This window comes from Paenibacillus aestuarii, from assembly GCF_027789125.1.
GTDB lineage: Bacteria > Bacillota > Bacilli > Paenibacillales > NBRC-103111 > Paenibacillus_E > Paenibacillus_E aestuarii.
This window is the reverse complement of record NZ_JAQFVF010000018.1, coordinates 37,132-52,176: the sequence shown is the minus strand read 5'-3', so window position 1 is coordinate 52,176 and position 15,045 is coordinate 37,132. Positions and strand designations below refer to the sequence as shown.

At 55.1% G+C, this 15,045-nt stretch carries 18 protein-coding genes; 1 reads left to right on the top strand and 17 read right to left on the bottom strand.

Annotated features, from left to right (window positions below):
- Positions 1 to 19: 19 nt before the first annotated feature.
- The 16 genes from O9139_RS04045 to O9139_RS03970 form a co-directional block, all read right to left on the bottom strand.
- Positions 20 to 148, bottom strand: a complete 129-nt coding sequence (locus O9139_RS04045) for a hypothetical protein (RefSeq protein ID WP_270878170.1) — start codon at positions 146 to 148, stop codon at positions 20 to 22.
- Between the two features lie 46 nt (positions 149 to 194).
- A complete protein-coding gene (gene eutC, locus O9139_RS04040; protein ID WP_270878169.1) occupies positions 195 to 1,118 on the bottom strand; it encodes an ethanolamine ammonia-lyase subunit EutC in 924 nt (307 codons plus the stop codon).
- 19 nt (positions 1,119 to 1,137) lie between these two features.
- Positions 1,138 to 2,499, bottom strand: a complete 1,362-nt coding sequence (locus tag O9139_RS04035; protein ID WP_270878168.1) for an ethanolamine ammonia-lyase subunit EutB — start codon at positions 2,497 to 2,499, stop codon at positions 1,138 to 1,140.
- Entirely contained in the window at positions 2,496 to 3,998 is a 1,503-nt protein-coding gene (locus tag O9139_RS04030) for an ethanolamine ammonia-lyase reactivating factor EutA (RefSeq protein ID WP_270878167.1), read from the bottom strand. Before O9139_RS04030 ends, O9139_RS04035 begins: the two co-directional genes overlap by 4 nt.
- A gap of 24 nt (positions 3,999 to 4,022) precedes the next feature.
- Complete coding sequence (locus O9139_RS04025) at positions 4,023 to 4,619, bottom strand: ANTAR domain-containing response regulator (protein ID WP_270878166.1); 597 nt, start codon at positions 4,617 to 4,619, stop codon at positions 4,023 to 4,025.
- On the bottom strand, positions 4,616 to 6,070 hold the full coding sequence (locus tag O9139_RS04020; protein WP_270878165.1) for a sensor histidine kinase: 1,455 nt from the start codon (positions 6,068 to 6,070) through the stop codon (positions 4,616 to 4,618). The genes O9139_RS04025 and O9139_RS04020 overlap by 4 nt, the downstream gene beginning before the upstream one ends.
- A gap of 28 nt (positions 6,071 to 6,098) precedes the next feature.
- The gene (locus O9139_RS04015; RefSeq protein WP_270878164.1) at positions 6,099 to 6,542 is read right to left on the bottom strand and encodes a EutP/PduV family microcompartment system protein; all 444 of its coding nucleotides are present in this window, start codon (positions 6,540 to 6,542) and stop codon (positions 6,099 to 6,101) included.
- 4 nt (positions 6,543 to 6,546) lie between these two features.
- A complete protein-coding gene (locus tag O9139_RS04010) occupies positions 6,547 to 6,888 on the bottom strand; it encodes a BMC domain-containing protein (RefSeq protein ID WP_270878343.1) in 342 nt (113 codons plus the stop codon).
- A gap of 35 nt (positions 6,889 to 6,923) precedes the next feature.
- Entirely contained in the window at positions 6,924 to 7,202 is a 279-nt protein-coding gene (locus O9139_RS04005; protein WP_270878163.1) for a EutN/CcmL family microcompartment protein, read from the bottom strand.
- A gap of 5 nt (positions 7,203 to 7,207) precedes the next feature.
- Positions 7,208 to 8,062, bottom strand: a complete 855-nt coding sequence (locus O9139_RS04000; RefSeq protein WP_333742449.1) for a hypothetical protein — start codon at positions 8,060 to 8,062, stop codon at positions 7,208 to 7,210.
- The gene (gene pduL, locus O9139_RS03995) at positions 8,059 to 8,874 is read right to left on the bottom strand and encodes a phosphate propanoyltransferase (RefSeq protein WP_270878161.1); all 816 of its coding nucleotides are present in this window, start codon (positions 8,872 to 8,874) and stop codon (positions 8,059 to 8,061) included. The genes O9139_RS04000 and pduL overlap by 4 nt, the downstream gene beginning before the upstream one ends.
- Positions 8,875 to 8,882: 8 nt before the next feature.
- Positions 8,883 to 9,170 (bottom strand): ethanolamine utilization microcompartment protein EutM, encoded by a 288-nt coding sequence (gene eutM / locus O9139_RS03990; RefSeq protein ID WP_270878160.1) that lies wholly within the window; start codon positions 9,168 to 9,170, stop codon positions 8,883 to 8,885.
- Between the two features lie 39 nt (positions 9,171 to 9,209).
- Positions 9,210 to 10,718 (bottom strand): acetaldehyde dehydrogenase (acetylating), encoded by a 1,509-nt coding sequence (locus O9139_RS03985; RefSeq protein ID WP_270878159.1) that lies wholly within the window; start codon positions 10,716 to 10,718, stop codon positions 9,210 to 9,212.
- Positions 10,719 to 10,739: 21 nt separating this feature from the next.
- Positions 10,740 to 11,033, bottom strand: coding sequence for a BMC domain-containing protein (locus O9139_RS03980; RefSeq protein WP_270878158.1), 294 nt, complete (start codon positions 11,031 to 11,033; stop codon positions 10,740 to 10,742).
- Entirely contained in the window at positions 11,030 to 11,698 is a 669-nt protein-coding gene (eutL, locus tag O9139_RS03975; protein WP_270878157.1) for an ethanolamine utilization microcompartment protein EutL, read from the bottom strand. Before eutL ends, O9139_RS03980 begins: the two co-directional genes overlap by 4 nt.
- Positions 11,699 to 11,846: 148 nt before the next feature.
- Entirely contained in the window at positions 11,847 to 13,247 is a 1,401-nt protein-coding gene (locus O9139_RS03970; RefSeq protein ID WP_270878156.1) for an aminotransferase-like domain-containing protein, read from the bottom strand.
- Positions 13,248 to 13,377: 130 nt separating this feature from the next.
- Here O9139_RS03970 and O9139_RS03965 point away from each other — a divergent pair, with 130 nt between their 5' ends.
- The gene (locus tag O9139_RS03965) at positions 13,378 to 14,322 is read left to right on the top strand and encodes a DMT family transporter (RefSeq protein ID WP_270878155.1); all 945 of its coding nucleotides are present in this window, start codon (positions 13,378 to 13,380) and stop codon (positions 14,320 to 14,322) included.
- Between the two features lie 111 nt (positions 14,323 to 14,433).
- On the opposite strand, the gene O9139_RS03960 is transcribed toward O9139_RS03965, so the two are convergent.
- A complete protein-coding gene (locus O9139_RS03960; RefSeq protein WP_270878154.1) occupies positions 14,434 to 15,039 on the bottom strand; it encodes a pentapeptide repeat-containing protein in 606 nt (201 codons plus the stop codon).
- Positions 15,040 to 15,045 lie beyond the last annotated feature (6 nt).

Sequence of the window (15,045 nt, the reverse complement as noted above, 5' to 3'; positions counted from 1 at the left end):
CCTCCTTTTATCCGGTCTTCTATTTGCCCAAAAAGTTTTCATGCTTGCTTTCGTCGAATTCCCGGATGCTCTTCCCTGCCAATCGTACAATCCACCAAGCAAATAAGCAGGCAACCACAATTAGCAGAATGCCAATCGTTACCCCCATCCCTTCCACCTCCCTCCTGGCCAGCTCTTCACCCTTCCCTTCATGTCTATAGCTCTAGATGGACGCCGCTTGTGCGCTGTTCAAGCATCTTGTGGACGATGGTGCCGATATGCGCTCCCGCTTCGACAGGCGGCGTGCCACCACGATGTATGTTGGATATGACAGTCCGATCGCTCTCTACGGTGCCTTTGCGCGGAAGGTAGCACATGTAGGCGCTCATCGATTGCGAAGAGACGAGTCCAGGCCTCTCCCCGATCAACAGTACAACGACGTCAGGCTGCAGCAGCTCGCCGATGTGATCCATTACGGCCACCCGTCCCCCGCGCACAAAGAACGGCACGCCTGTCGAAAGCCCGTAAGCCTGCAGAGAATCCAGCAGCGCCGGGTACACATCCCGCAGGTTGGCATCGATGGCGTTCGCGCTCAGCCCGTCAGAGACGACAATTTGCACCTGCGGCTTGGCTGGACAGCGCTCGCGGATCGCAGCTAGCCCTTGGTCGGATACGATGCGTCCCATGTCGGGACGTTTCAAGTAATTCTCTGTATTTTCGTAGCAGGTCTCCACCGTAAATAAAGCAAATTCATCGATCACCGCCGGGTCCACTTGACCGTAGATCGAATCGACGGCGGCAGCGTGATCGCAGCGGAATCGCAGCATCTCTCTCGTCAAGGGCCGTGTGCCCGCCCGCCATACCCCGATGCGCGCCGGTGTGCTGGCCAGCAGCTCCTGCAGCCCCTCCGCCCATTTGGGGTGGGGGACATGCGCTGCGGCGGTCTCCGCGGTGTCATCAGCGGCATCTGCGCGTGCAGCGTCGCTCAGGCGATTCGGCTCGTAGGGAGCAGGCACATCCTGATTGAGGGCCGAAACTGCTCCCTCCTGCCCGCGGGCGCTGTCAGGGACGGATTCGGCAACTCGTTTTTCCAACTCTGCCATCACAAGATCAACCAATTGCTCCAAAGGAACGGTCATCTCCGTCTCCCTCCTTGGCTCACATAAATAGCGTCGGGTCTCCCGCAAGCGGTGTTAATCGGCCATTTTCCATGATGCCCATCTTCACCAGCCAACGCTCAAAATCCGGCGCCGGCCGCAGCCCCATCAGCTCGCGCAGCGTTGCGATATCATGGTAGCTCGTAGATTGATAGTTCAGCATGCAGTCGTCAGCCATCGGCACCCCGATCAAGTAATTGACCCCTGCAGACGCCAGCAGCACTGCCAAATTATCCATATCATTCTGATCGGCTTGCATGTGATTGGTGTAGCACACGTCGACGCCCATCGGCAGCTGCTGCATTTTGCCCATAAAATGATCCTCCAGCCCTGCGCGAATCACCTGACGGCTATCGTACAAATACTCCGGACCGATGAACCCGACCACCGTGTTGACGATAAACGGCTTATATTTCCTCGCCAGTCCGTAGCAACGCGACTCCAGCGTCACCTGATCGATGCCGTGGTGGGCTTCGGCGGACAGCTCGGAACCTTGGCCGGTTTCAAAATACCACAGATTCGGTCCCGTTCCACTGCCTTCTCGCCGCACCAGATCATCAGCCTCGTCAAGCAGCTCGGCGCTGATGCCGAACGCTTTGTTGCCGTCTTCGGTACCGGCCAAACTTTGAAAGACCATATCCGCCGGCGCGCCTTGGCGGATCGCTTTCATCTGCGTTTTGATATGCGCGAGTACGCAGTTTTGCGTCGGAATGCTCCATTTCGCCATGACCTCTTTCATCGCAAACAGCATGCTTTTCACGCTATCGGCTGAATCGATAACCGGATTGATCCCCAGCACCGCATCGCCGATCCCATAGCTTAAAGCTTCGAACAAAGAAGCTTTCATGCCCTGAATGTTATCCGTCGGGTGATTCGGCTGGGCGCGCCCAGCGAGGACGCCCTTCTGCCCGATCGTCATGTTGCAGTGCGAGATCACTTCGATCTTGGCGGCCGCTTGCACCAGATCTAAATTGCTCATCAATTTGGCGGCGGCGGCGACCATTTCGCTAGTCAACCCTCGGCTGAGCCTGCGGATTTCGTCGCTGCCCGTGCCCTGCTGCAGCAGGTGTTCACGAAGCTCCGCCACAGTCCAATTGCGGACTTCGGCGTAGATTTTTTCATTCACGGCTTCTTCAATGATCCGGGACACTTCATCCACCTCAGGCGCAAGCAGCGGAGCATTGCGAAAATCCGCCAGCGTAAGGTCCGCTAGCACGAGCTTGGCGGCCATTCGCTCCTTGGCGTCGGCAGCAGCAATGCCTGCCAGCTGGTCGCCGGATTTGACCTCGTTGGCTTTTGCCATTAAGTCTTTCAAATCGCGGAATTGAAACGTCTGCCCCAGCAAAACGGTTTTGAGCTTCACCTCGGCATCCCTCCCTGGGCTGTGCCCGGAAATGCTAATGTTTTCACGACGACCGGAATCATCATCCCCGAGATCGGCTCGCCTAAATCGATATAATCGCCGTACTCGACGCTAATTTGATCGATGCAAATAATGCGCAGTCGTCCCGCGGCATGTTTGCTCAGCGATTGGCCGAGCGCTTTGGCGATGTCGCTTTCACAGATGACGACGAGACTACCTATTTCTGGAAACAAAGTGCGATAGCCAGCGATAAGCGCGGAAGCCATCAATTGCAGTAATGCGTAAGTCGGCGTGAAGGAGAGCGATAACGCAAAAGCAAACGGCGGGGCTGTCTCTTTGGCGTCCTGTCCGAACAGCGCCTTCCCCGTCCTCATCACTTGCATGACAGACGCTTCGAAAGCATCTGCGTCGCCCGGCGCTGCCAGTGTCTTCAGCGGGACGTCCATTTTCAGCACCGGTAAATTCCGGATCGGCAGCAGCGCTGCGTCAACTTGGATCGTAGCCCCGCTGATCTCGGTGCTCTGCATGCCGGCTCCGATGACCGTCGCTCTGACCGTCTGGTCCGGCTGCAGCAGCCGAATCGGATACGCTGCGGCTTGCTCTCGCATGCAGCGTGCCAGCAGCGGTCCCATATCGCCATACCGGGCGCTGGCTGCCATATCCGCAGGATCGGGTTCATGCAAACATAAACCGATTCCTCCGGATATGGTCCATGTCTCGATCTGCGGGACATCGGGGAGCGGCTTGCCGAGGATAAGCGCCTTGAGTCCTGCACGCTCTCCAGGCGCAACCCGGCCGCTTATATAGTCCAGCATATCCCGGCACATGGAGGTGCAAATTGACTCCAATTGGTGAAAACCTACAACTTGACCGATACTCAGCAAATAGCCGTTAGCCTCAAGCCAAGGCTTAAGCGAAGCTGAAATCGCCGTAATCCGGCCGGTACGATCCAGTTGAATCAGTCTGCCGCCAATGTGAAACGTTACCGTTCCAAGCGGCTTGCCCCGCTTGAATATCGCCACGTTCGCCGTCCCTCCGCCGACGTCGATGTTAGCGACCGCCTCGCGCGTGTGCAGCGAGAGCCGGTCTGCCCCTGCGCCTTTGCCAGCAAGCAGCGCCTCCAAGTCAGCGCCGGCTGTCGCCACGACAAAATCGCCGGCCTGTTCAGCGAGCAGATGCACGATGATCTGCGCATTGGTTGTATTGGCGGTTTCACCTGTAATGATAACCGCGCCGGATTTTAGCTCGGCGGCGCGAACGCCCGCCTGCGCATATTCGAACGCGAGCAGCGCCCCGATCCGCTCTGCGTCCACTTCCGTCGCGCTCCTGAGCGGCGTCGGATAGATCGGGCTGGCATAGATCAGCTCCCGTTCCACGATCTCAAATCGCGGCAGGCTCAGCGCGTTGGACGTTCTAGAGAGCCGCAGCCGGCTCACGATCATTTTAGTTGTGCTCGTACCGATGTCGATGCCTACACTGGTGATCCATTGATCTTCCATCCGCTTCACCCGCTCCCGTCATCATCATCCACTAGCCTCGTTCCATGCATGCGGTCCCTTCTCCACAACGAGCGCCGCCAGCTTGGCAAGCGGTACGCCCATATGCATGCTGGCACTGCGCAGCTTGCGGTAAGCTTCCTCCTCATCGAGGTGATTGGCCTTCATCATCAGGCCTTTCGCCCGGTCGATGAGTTTCCGCTCTTCCAGCGATTGCTTCAGCATCGCGATATCACGATGGAGCGCAGCCATTTTTTCGTTTTGGCTGAGCGCCATTTCGACGGCGGGGATCAGATCCGCCTCCGATACCGGCTTGACCAGATACGCCGAAACGCCGGCGCTGCGCGCATCTGTCACAAGCTCCCGCTGACTGTATGCCGTCAGCAGCAGAACAGCGGTCTCCTCCCGCATGCTGCGGATAATGCGCGCTGCTTTGATGCCGTTCATCACTGGCATTTTAATGTCCATGATGACAAGATCCGGTCGGGTTCTGGCCGCCAGTTCAATGGCATCCTGCCCATTTTTCGCTTCACCGGCTACCTGATAGCCCGCTTCTTCCAGCATTTCGCGGATGTCCAGCCGAATAATCGGATCATCATCGACAATTGCGATGAGAGGCTTCACAGCAATTCCTCCCTGTCTGCGGTTTGGGCAAGCGGAAATGTGAGGCGAATGCTCGTTCCTGTATCATCCGACTCTACGAGCAGCACACCGCCGAGATTTTCCTGAACGAGCGTCTTCGTAATATGAAGTCCCAGGTGCGGCTTGCCTAGCGAATCTTCACCACTGCCCGTGTCCATGCCAACGCCATCATCCATGATCGTCAATCTGGCCATCTGGCCGCTCACCTGAAGCGCAATATCGATATTGCCCACGGACCGGTCTCTGAACGCATGGGTCACACAGTTTTGCACCAACTCGTTAAGCACAAGTGCAAGCGTACCCGCACATTCCGACGGCAGCGTCAGCGCATCACCGTGAATCGCCAGGCGAATCTGCTGCTCCGGTTTGGCAGAGGCCGAAACAATATGTTTGGCAATCCGCTCCATCACTTCTTGAAAAGGGACCGTATCCAAGCCGTCCGAGGCAAGCATTTCATGCAAAATCGCGATGCTAGTCATCCGGTTGATGCTGTCTTGAAACACTTTTTTCACTTCGTCTTGCTTCGATCTGCGCATTTGCAGCCGGAGCAGACTGGAAACATTTTGCAAATTATTTTTCACGCGATGGTGAATCTCTTTAATGACGGCTGATTTAATGATCAGCTGTTTCTCTTTAAGCTTCAAATCTGTCATATCCCGGATCAGCATCACCCCGCCGATCACCTGATCGTCTCTGTATAGCGTCACAGCTTTCAACTCGAATATGACACCACCCGCATGCAATTCCTCCTGATAATGCCCGGATTCCCCCATAATGCTCGGCCGTTTCAGCTCTCCGCCGAACAATTGCTGTACACTACAGCCTTCCTTAAACTCATCCTGAGCGAGCGCACCAAGCAAACTGCGGGCCTGTGGGTTGATATACGTAACGGTTTCCTTCGCATCAAATAGGACCATGCCCTCCTGCATAAGCGCCGGCATCCCGCTCTCGGACATCGCCACGTTCAGCAGCGTTTCGCTTAAATGCTCTGTCGTTTCCTGGAGCCTCTCTACGTGCCGCTCCTGAGCAAGTTTCTCGGACAGATCCTGTTCCATGATGAGCGCGCCGATGACGTTGCCGCTTGGCGAGAAGATCGGCACGACATTTTGCTGTATGACGCGCTGCTCTTGAGAAATGCCCCTGGCGCCGTTGACCGGCTTTCCCGATAATAGACAGTACATCACCGCCGGTTCATTCTGCGCATAAGCGTACTGACCGACGACGGAAGTTCGATAAAGCGAAGGCGAAGTCGCCGGCTGCGATTGGGCAACGACGATGGCGGAACTGTTGTCCATCAGCGGGCAATCTATGAATACATCCGATTGAGAAACATCGGCGAACGCCTGCAGTTGACGGGACAGCTCCTCAATGAGGCCAACATCTTCGTGCGTTAGAAATGTATGCTCCAAACATAGGTTACGAACGGATGTCATGCCCATCCCCCACAGCGGTGAAATGTAGTTATGTTCCGAACACAAGTTGATGCAATCTCTGCCTCAATTCATCCATACCTAGATCACTGGCTGCCGAGGTGTAAAACAGCTCCCCCGCCGGCAGCGCCTGCCGAAGAAGCGTTTCAGCTCGCTTCACATCCGCTTGGGGATGATCGATCTTCGTGATCACGCCCAAAGCCGGCACCGGGAACCCGCCGGCGAAGCCTGGCGGGAAATAATTGCGCTGGCGCGTAGCATCATGCACCAGCACGACGGCGACTGCCTCATGGGAAGTGGCCATGAGCGAGCGGTAAAATAGCGGGTTCTCCGTATACTCGCCTGGCGTATCGATCACCCAATCCCGGTAAACGAGGCTTTGCGTTTTCACAGCGGACGGCTTCTCGCCGAACAGCGCTTTGATGAGCGTGGATTTGCCGGCGCCGACAGAACCGATGATCATTACTTTTTTCATCGGATCACGACCTTGTCAACGAAGCGGTAGCAAACTTCAGTTTTTCCTGTAAAAACGTATTAACCGCCGCAATCGCCATCTCGACCGCAGCGACTTCACCCGTGATCACCAGCGAACCGGTGAACCGATCCAAATAACTGATGCCCACGTGCGCCGCCTTCGTGGCAATGTCTGCAGCAATAATCGCTGTCTCCGTTGGCGTCAGTGTTAATATCCCGATCGCGCTGGCCTCCTCAATGCCGAGTTTGGTGTACAGGATCGGGTCCGGATTGGCAATGACATGCGCCAGCGTCAATTGTTTGCCGGGCACGTATTCTTGGATGACACGCGTTTTCTGCTCTTCCATCGACATCGCGATTGTTCACCCCCCGCCCCCGCCGGTTATTCATCCGTATCGGCTATTTCGTAGCTGTCCACGATTCCAACGACCATGGCATCGATCGGAACGTTCTTTCCGCTAAATAAAATGCGGGCCGGGCTCCCCCGGGAGATAATCACTTTCTCCCCGGCGCCTGCGCCGATTCGGTCGGCGGCTATGACCGTTGCCCCCGCTTCACGCCCACTGAAATCGATCGGTTGAATGACCAGCAGCTTCAAATTTTCCATCCCGTCTTCCTTTTGCGTTGCCCACACACTGCCGATCACTTTGCCCAGCAACATAGCGGTCACCTTTCCTGTTCATCGTCCACATCGTGCAGCGCAATACCGTGATCGCGCAGTAAATCTTTCGCTAGCGGTGACACGAGCGTTCCTCTTGAAAGCGCAATATACGAGAATTGCGATAGGTTTTGCTGCCTTTTGACCCATTCCGCGGAGAGGAGCCGCCCTTCAAAGCGCAATACCGGCATCTTCACTTCTACCGGCTGTACCGGCATTGGCGAATCCGCCGTAATCACAGGCACAGGTGCGCTTTCCACCTCCTCCGTGCGGCTATTCGGCACACACTTCTGGACTACAACCTCCGCAAGCTCCTTCGCAGGCGCGAACTCTACGCCATACATAGCCATCTCTTTTCTATAATATTCAAAAAGTTTCTGATAAGACTTCGGCAGCGTAAGAGATTGCAAGATTCGCCGGTCCGCCCGCTTCATTCCCGGCGCATCGTCGGCAACCAGCACAAATTTGTTCAAAACAAGCGCGGCGAACACAAGCTCCGCCTTGACCGTCCCTTTCATTCCGAGCGAGATGCGCCCGGCATTATCCAGATCGATTTCCGGGATGATAATGCCCTCATAGGCTTTCGGTACCTCTAATGGTGTCGGGGCGTATTCATCGGACAAAATCGTTCTACCGGGCCCGGCGGATTCAATCCGGTGCTTTCCCAGCCAAGCCGATGTTTCCCCGTCAAGGAACATGAAGTCGAAGGCAATTCCGTTTTTACGCAAGAGGATAAAATGGTCTGAAAATGCTTCATGCGCGGTGCTGTCGCAAAACACATAAAGCACTTTGGGCGGCTTTATCGCCTCGGGCTTCAAGCCCGCAATGAGTTCGCGAACAATGGACTCGACCATCTGATTCATCTCCACGAGCGATCCCCCCTTATCGCCTCTTTCTTGCCGATGCACATGACGGTATCCCCTGTCCGCAGCCCGGCTGCATTGCCTTCATCGGTATCCACATGGAAATCGAGCACATACCGCTCGCTAACACGAACGATAACGTCTGCAAAAATGACCGGCCGCTCTCCCATCGTTTGCAACATGAGCCGATCGCCGGATACGACTTGAAAGGCTGCTGCATCCTGCAAGGACATGTGCACATGATTTTTGGCAATGATGACCCCCTCGGATATCCGGATAGCTGACAGAGGACCGACAATCGTGATCCCCGGCGTGCCTGCAAGCTGTCCGGATAAGCGGACAGGCGGATGTACCCCCAGGGCATAGCCGTCTGTCTGAGCGATCTCCACTTGCGTCGCGCCCCGGGACGGGCCGAGGATGCGCACTTGCGGCAAAATGCCCTTCGGTCCGACGAGCGTGACCGTTTCCTGCGCCGCAAATTGACCTGGCTGCGATAGTTCGCGCAGCGGGGATAAGCGATAGCCGGCGCCGAACAGCTCCTCCACATGCCCCTCAGAGAGGTGAATGTGCCTGCCCGATACGCCGACCGGGATGGGCTGCAGAGGCAGATTGCCAGCTGGCACGGCGGAAAGCGCGTCTGCCTCCGCTTCGGCTTCGGCGGGATGTAGCTTGAGCGCAATCCCTCTGCTTCTCAAAAAATCGGCGGCGGCCGGTGTCAATCTGTCTCCCTCGCGCAGCGGGAACGGGTTCGGCAGTCTTCCGGCCAGCCCGGTAGATCGTGCGCGCAGGTCGCGCTCCGTTATGAACGCCATCGGCTAAATCAGCCTTCAAGCTTCGGCAAAATAAACTCGATGTCCGAATGCGGACGCGGAATGACGTGCACGGAAATCAGCTCGCCGACTTTTTCCGCTGCTGCCGCCCCGGCATCCGTCGCTGCTTTCACCGCTCCGACATCGCCTCTGACCATCACCGTAATGAGCCCGCCGCCGACATGCACTTTGCCAATCAGCTTCACATTGGCCGCCTTCACCATCGCATCTGCTGCCTCGATGGAACCGACTAATCCTTTCGTTTCGATCATGCCCAGTGCCGCCATTTCTCCTGCCATACGATCGCCTCCTAAACTTAAATCATAATCTTGCCATTTTTATCCCAGCTGCATCTCAGCCAAGACGCGTTTTACGATTTGCATCACTTCGTCCCGGGTAATATCCGGCCTGCCGTGATTCTGCAAGGCGCTCTCCAGTTGTTGGACTTGAGCAGCGAACGAACCGGTCGGCTCAGACGGCGGTTCCGTCACCATCTCCCGGATGCCGAAGGCGACCCGTTTGATATTGAGCAGATGCATCGGTCCAATATTGTCCGATGTAATATTGTTGCCGAACGATCCGCAGCCGAGTGTCATCGACGGCAAAATGCCCGTCGTCGCACCAATACCGCCAAAAGTCGTGCCTGCATTGACAACGATGCGCGATGCCGGCTTTTCCAGACCAAACGCTTCAATTACGTTCTGATCCTCGCAGTGAATGCCCAGCGTGTGGCCTAATCCGCCGAGCTCCAAAAGCTCGATACAGCGCCTGCAGCCCTCCTGCCAATCTTCAACCGTATATAAAGCCAGCAGCGGGCTTAGCTTTTCAATCGAGAACGGATGGGCCAAGCCGACTTCCGTCTCTTCCGCCAGCAGCACACGGGTGCCTTCGGGAATCGAGATTCCCGCCATCTCCGCAATCTTTTGCGGTGATTGGCCGACAATCTGCGGATTGAGGCTCCTGCCGCCGTTCACGGAAATGACCGCCTCCACCTTCCGTTTCTCCTGCTCCTGGAGTACATAAGCGCCATGCAACTTCAATGCGTGCAACAGTTCCGACCGTATTGAACGGTCGACGACCAACGCCTGCTCCGAAGCGCAAATCGTGCCGTAATCAAACGTTTTACTCTGTATGATAGCGCTCACAGACGCATTGATTTTCGCGCTATGATGAATATAAACCGGCACATTCCCCGGCCCCACGCCATAGGCAGGCTTGCCGGAGCTGTACGCCGCTTTTACCATCGCAGTACCGCCCGTAGCCAAGATCAGATCCGTCAGCTTATGTGTCATCAGCTCCCGGCTGGCTTCCATCGACGGCTGCTGCAAGCAGTGAACCAGCCCCGCTGGCGCACCTGATGCTTCAGCCGCTTCGCGCATCACCCTAGCGGCTTCTTGTGAACACCGCAGCGCAGACGGATGCGGGCTGATGACAATCGCGTTCCTCGCTTTGAGCGCGATCATGCATTTAAACAGGACAGTCGACGTAGGATTGGTCGATGGGATGATGGCAGCGATCACCCCGACAGGCTGAGCGACCTCCCACACTTTACGCGAATCATCGCGGTGAATGATCCCAACCGTCTTCATCTCTTTGATCGCCTGATACACATTTTGCGCGACAAAACGGTTTTTCGCCGCTTTGTCCCGTGCATGACCGAAACCTGTTTCCTCGCAGGCGAGCACACCGAGCCGTACAGCTTCTCGCTCTGCCGCGTCCGCCATCGCTGCGATGATACTGTCGATTTGCGCTTGTGACATCGTCTCCAGCAGCTTTTGCGCCGCTTTGGCTTCGTGCAGCCTTTGACGCACTTCTTGAATCGCCTGCAGGTCAGCGTCCAGCTTCATGTCAGCCCCTCCCTTCCGCAGCTATTCTGGCGGCATCAGCTTCTCCAGCATGTTCCATAGCGAAGCGTCAGGTCTTGGAATCACATGCGTGGCGAGCAATTGCCCGACCTGTCGCGCCGCTTCCCCGCCGGCATCTACCGAAGCCTTGACCGCTGCGACTTCCCCCAGGACGTAAATCGTCACCAATCCGGCATCGGCTTTCTCGTATAAGGTCACGCGAACATCTGCCGTCTTGGCGGCCGCATCAGCTGCAGCGACCAGACCGGCTACCCCTTTCGTTTCGATCATGCCCAGCGCATGTTGTTGTGGTTTCATCGCGAATCACCCGACTTTCGCAGCGGATTTCCGGCCACAGCCTTAACCGCCTCCGCAAAAGCGGCCGCAGCCGCCGTGCAAGCCGACTGGCTGCCGGTAACAAGTCCCCCGCCGAAATTCGTCTCCGTCGGCGGGCCGTAAAATTGGCATAGCCGCACATCGGCTGCCTTGAGCGCCGCATCCAAGCCGGCAATCGCCTCCAGCGGCGGCGCAATGAGATACGCCAGCGGATCCCCTTCGGGAATGTCCGCGATCTTGGATAAATAAGAACCCGTCCGCGAGATCACATGCGCATAATAGGCATGCGTTCCTTCCGGGTTCAGGCCATAGAAGCAGGCGCCGCTTTCCATCAGGCGCAATGCCGCATCCAGGCCGCTTCGCACCTCATCCGGCGATGCGCCGCCGATGATGCCGAGGAACTCGCCCGACAGCGGCCCGGAAGCGTGAGCGGCGCCAGCGTAGAATGAGCGGGCATAGACGACCTCGACAGCGGCCATCTTGGTCGCTTCGTCCACGGCTGTGTAGCCGACGTCGTCGATGCTGCTCGTAAGCAGGCCCAGGCTGCGGAGCCCAGGCTTCAAATCCAGTTTGACCGCCAGCTCCGGCGCGACGTTCGGAATCATCGTAACGGCCAGCGCAGCAGCGCGAATCGGTTGTAAGCTCATCGCATCCCCTCCATGCGCAACAATAAACAAAAAGATGCCCGGGACAACAAGCAGATCAAGTTCCGCTTATCGCGCCAAGGCATCGTCGCCTTCATGCTATGCTTTTTTGAGTCTCACGTACCATCATTTTATGAACGAGCCTGGGCTTCTATGCCTCGAATTGCCGGGAAATATCGGTTAATTTCCGAATTCCTTCCCGTAGCTTTTCTTCATTGATAAAAGAATAATTCAAACGAATCCACGGCTTCATCTGCTGCAGCGGATCACAGATCGTTCCAGGCACGAACGAAATCGAATGCTGGAAACAAGCCTGCAGCAACGTTTCGACCGGAAACGTATCCGGCAGCTTCAGCCAGAGATTAAGTCCGCCTTTCGGACGGACCCACTCCCAATTCGTTCGCTCGTGCAGCTCCGCTTCCATGATGTCGCGCCGCACCTGGAGGGCGATTCTTAACTTCTTCAAATGCTGCTGCATCCGATCCGACTGGAAATAATGCAAAAATATTTTTTGATTCACCAGGGGCGTTCCATTATCTGCCAATGATTTGACCGTTACAAGTGGCCCCATCACCGATTGGCGGCAAATGATTGCACATATGCGCAGCCCCGGTGCCACATATTTGCTGAAGCTGCGAATGTATAGGACCCAGCCTTCCGTATCGTACGTGAACAAAGGCGGCGGCGGCGGCGTGTCAAAATACATCTCATGAAACGCATCGTCCTCAACGAGGATGCATCGGTACCGCTCAGCTAACTCAACGAGCAGCTTGCGCTGCGCCGAAGGGACCGTATAACCAGTGGGATTGTGAAAGGTTGGATTCATGTAAAAAAATCGCGGCCGGTGCTGCTTCATCAACGCTTCCACCTGCTCCAAATCGTATCCATCAATGCTGATTTCAACGGGAATCAACCGGGCGCCATGGATGCGAAATACATCCAGCGCACCGCTGTAAGTCGGCCTTTCCACCAGAATCGCATCCAGGGGACGAATATAGAGGCGGGCGATCAAATCAATGGCCTGTGTAGCCCCGCTTGTGATCAAAATCTCGTTCAGCTTGAGCTGAGCCTTGTGTTTATGAGCGATATATCGGCAGAGGAGCTCGCGCAGCTCGATGTCGCCTTGAACAGGTGAATACGAACCCATCAGCTTCGGGTAAATGTCAAATACTTTTTTCACATATTCCGATAAAAACAGATTAGGCAGCAGATTCGGATCGATCAAAGCCTGTGAGAATTGATACGCCACGGGAACCGCCTGAATTTCCGATAAATTGTTTTTGAACTCGCCCAACACTGTCGGCGGCGCAGCTTCCAGATCAGGATCCAACGCGTGGCAACTTTGTTGTGCGTCTTTGACATAGTAGCCCGATTTTTCCTTTACCAGCGCCTTTCCATTTTCCTTGAGCAGTTGATACGCCTTGAACACGGTCAAACGATGGACCCCGAGCTCTTCCGCCAGCAAGCGGATGGAGGGCAGCTTCTCTCCAGCTTGCCATTCATTCCGTTCGATTTTGCCCACGATGTATTGATAAACTTGCTTGAATAACATGCTTGCTCCCCCTCGTTCGGCTTGGCGATGTTATCCTCTATTGTACACGATTTCCCTCCCATCTGTTCTATTCATTACATTCTGTTCTGTGAAGAACCAGTTATGATACAAGGCAAAGGAGTGAAGTACGATGATTATGTTCAACTATTTGCTTATCTGTTTCATCTTTGGCACCACGTTTCTGGCAATCAAAATTGGTGTCGATGCCGCTGCGCCGCCTTTTTTCTCGGCGGGTTTACGCTTTTTTATTGCAGGTCTCATCTTATTCCTGTGGATGGCAGCGAAGAACAAAGTTCGCTTCAGCCTACTGCTGCGCAAAGAAATGCTGCTGACCGGCGCATTGTTAACATTCGGCACCTTCTCCACCTTATATTGGGCTGAACAGTTTGTCTCCTCCGGCATCGCCGCCGTCTTGTCAGCGACCGGACCGATCATGATTATGCTGTTGCAAATCATCGTGCTGAAACAATCGTCGAGCACGCGTTCCATCGTGGGCTGCATCATCGGCTTTGCCGGTGTCATCTTGCTGCTCATGCCAAGCCTGACAGTTTCCGCCAACATCTGGTGGGTCATCGGCTGTATTGCCATCTTGATCGGGGAATTCGCTTATTCCTCAGGCGCCTTGTTTTCCAAAAGCGTTATTGCTCGTTTTCCGGAATCCTCCCCGATCGCATTGAACGCCGCCCAAATGATGTACGGAGGGCTGCTCTTGCTGGTGTTTTCGATGTGCACGGAGCGATGGCACGTTAGCTATCTCCTTGAACCAAGGGCCCTCGGCTCCTTGTTATACTTAATCGTCATTGGTTCGATGGTCGGACACAGTCTGTTCTATTGGCTTGTCGCCAAAACCAATCCGGTTTTCCCCTCCACGTGGCTGTATGTTTCACCGTTGATTGCGCTCGTGATAGGAGCTATCTTTTATGAGGAAACGATCACATGGGTTTCGATGCTGGGCGTGGTGACCATCATTGCCGGCACGATCGTTGTCAATTTGGACAATTTGCGGCAGTTGATGCGGAGGAAATCAGTGGCAGTGGGTCGATCGCAGAAAGCGCAAAATGCTTCTAATGTGTAAATGATGTTAGATCATATACGCCCTTGCCTTGTACTCATCCGAGTTTCTCGTACCATGTACGTGCAAGGGCGTTATCATCATGCGATATCGATCCGCAGCTCATGCTGTACTTCAGTCCACTTTAGCACCATACGAAAGGGTGAACAGAACAGCTTGTTCCCGATCCATGCGAACACCTTTAATGGGAAACGATTTAAAATCGACACCGTCAAGTTTAGCGCCCCGGACGTCGGCTCCCTGTAATTTCGCTTGTGTGAATATTGTTCTCGTCAAATCGCAATCTCTTAGATCCGCTTTTTCCAGATTCGCTTGTGAAAGATCAGCCTCGAAGAAACGAACCCCGCGCATGTTCTGTTTCCCTAATCGGGCATGACGCAGATTCGTATACGACCAGTCTCCCTTTTGAATGGTAATTCCATCCATATTGGCACTTGAAAAGTCTGACCCCGTCATTTTGCAATGTTCAAATTTGGCCACAAACAGGTTGGCTTCGCTGAAATTGCAGTTCTCGAATGCAGATTCCGTATGTATCGAACTATTGAGTGACGCACCGTGAAAGTTGCATTCCATGAAGCGGCAGCTTTTCGTCGCAATTTCCTCCAAGGACCCATTAGCAAAACTGCAGCGCGAGAAGGTGCAATTAATCAGCTCTCCATATCTCAAGTCTTGGCTGCTGAACGTGACTCCTTCATAATGTTGATTACTATATTGAAACATGTGAAC